2 protein-coding genes are annotated in these 1,688 nt (G+C 54.3%); one reads left to right on the top strand and one right to left on the bottom strand.

The window, feature by feature from the left end; translation table 11 throughout:
- A partial coding sequence (locus WBV27_RS05160; protein ID WP_424200033.1) for a fumarylacetoacetate hydrolase family protein occupies positions 1 to 661 on the top strand: 661 nt, incomplete at its 5' end.
- 73 nt (positions 662 to 734) lie between these two features.
- Here the strand turns inward: WBV27_RS05160 and WBV27_RS05155 are convergent.
- Positions 735 to 1,688, bottom strand: a 954-nt coding sequence (locus WBV27_RS05155) for an ATP-grasp domain-containing protein (protein WP_424200031.1), incomplete at its 5' end; no start/stop codon positions are given.

The following is a 1,688-nucleotide window of genomic DNA, read 5'->3' as shown; positions in this document are numbered from 1 at the left end:
TGAGGTCACGTTCCTGCCTGTCTTATCGCGTCCGGGCAAAATCCTCTGCATCGGCAAGAACTATGCCGCCCATGTCGCGGAAACGAAAAGTGAAGCCCCGAAAAAACCGCTTGTCTTCAGCAAATTCGCGAGCGCTTTGGCTGCCCATAAAGAAGGCATTCCGATTCCGGTGAACACCAACAAGGTAGATTACGAAGTCGAACTGGTGGCAGTCATCGGCAAAAAAGCTTATTGCGTCTCCCTGGAAGAAGCTCTTGAGCACGTAGCGGGCTACACAATCGGCAATGACGTGACCGCACGCGACTGGCAAAAAGGCTCTCCGCAATGGTTACTCGGTAAATCGCCGGACAAATTCGCGCCGCTCGGACCGGTCTACGTGACCGCCGATGAGATCAATCCGACAAATCTGGACATTTCGCTTAAACTGAACGGCGAGGTGCGCCAGAACAGCAACACGAAGCATCTCATTTTCGACATCGCGACGATCGTTTCCTACATCTCCCAGCACTTTGCGCTGGAACCCGGCGACATCATCTTCACCGGAACACCGGACGGGGTCATCCTTGGTTATCCGGAAGACGAACAAGTCTGGCTGAAACCGGGCGATGTCATCGAATCCACCATCGAAGGCATCGGGACATTGGTGAATACTTTCCGATAAAACAGCCAAAAGGCCGCTGCATCATCCTGAACAGGATTATGCGGCGGCCTTTTCTTTCCTGAAATGGATCTGTTTAAAACGTCGGTTCGGTGCCGACCGCCTGCAGTTGGAAATGCATCATTTCCATCGCCTGCAGTAGCGCCTCGGCTGTATCCAGAGAGGTCAGGCACGGCAGATTGTTGTCCGCGGCTTCGCGTCGGATGAAATAGCCGTCGGTTTCCTCGGTCTTGCCTTCGGTCATCGTATTGATGATGAACTGGATCTCTCCGTCATGCATGCGTTTCAGGATATTTTCCCTTTTCGCTTCGCCGTTTTGGAGGATCGTAACCGGTACGTGCGCCTCCAGCAAGGCTTCCCCAGTACCCTTTGTTGCAAGCAAACGGTAGCCGACCGCAACCAAGCGTTTCGCCAGAGGCAGGATTTCGTGCTTGTCCTTGTCCGCAATCGTCAGCAGCGCCGTACCGTACTCGGGGATCTCAATATTGGCGGCCCGGAAAGCTTTGTACAGGGCTTTGGAAAGGATGACATCTTTTCCGATGATCTCCCCTGTGGACTTCATTTCCGGCCCCAGAACGGTGTCGACTTTCTTCAGTTTGTTGAAACTGAATACCGGCATCTTCACGTATACCCCGGATTTGGACGGAACCAACCCGGTCCGGTAGCCTTGATCTTTCAGTTTGATGCCAAGGATGCCTTGCATCGCCAAGTTCGCCATCGGGATGCCGGTAACTTTGCTCAGGAACGGGATTGTCCGGCTCGCGCGCGGATTCACTTCGATGATGTAGACGACGCCTTCGCTGATGACGAACTGGATGTTCACCAAACCGATGGTGTTCAAGCCTTGCGCCACGCGGATCGTGTAGTCTTCGATCGTTTGGATCAGTTCAGGCGACAGGTTCTGCGGCGGGTAAACAGCGATCGAGTCGCCCGAGTGGACGCCGGCGCGTTCGATGTGTTCCATGATGCCCGGGATCAGGACGGTTTCGCCGTCGCAGATCGCATCGACTTCCAGCTCTTCTCCGATCAA

Source organism: Trichococcus sp., from assembly GCF_049589555.1.
GTDB lineage: Bacteria > Bacillota > Bacilli > Lactobacillales > Aerococcaceae > Trichococcus.
Note: the sequence above shows the minus strand (reverse complement) of the source record. Positions and strands in the feature narration are given on the sequence as shown.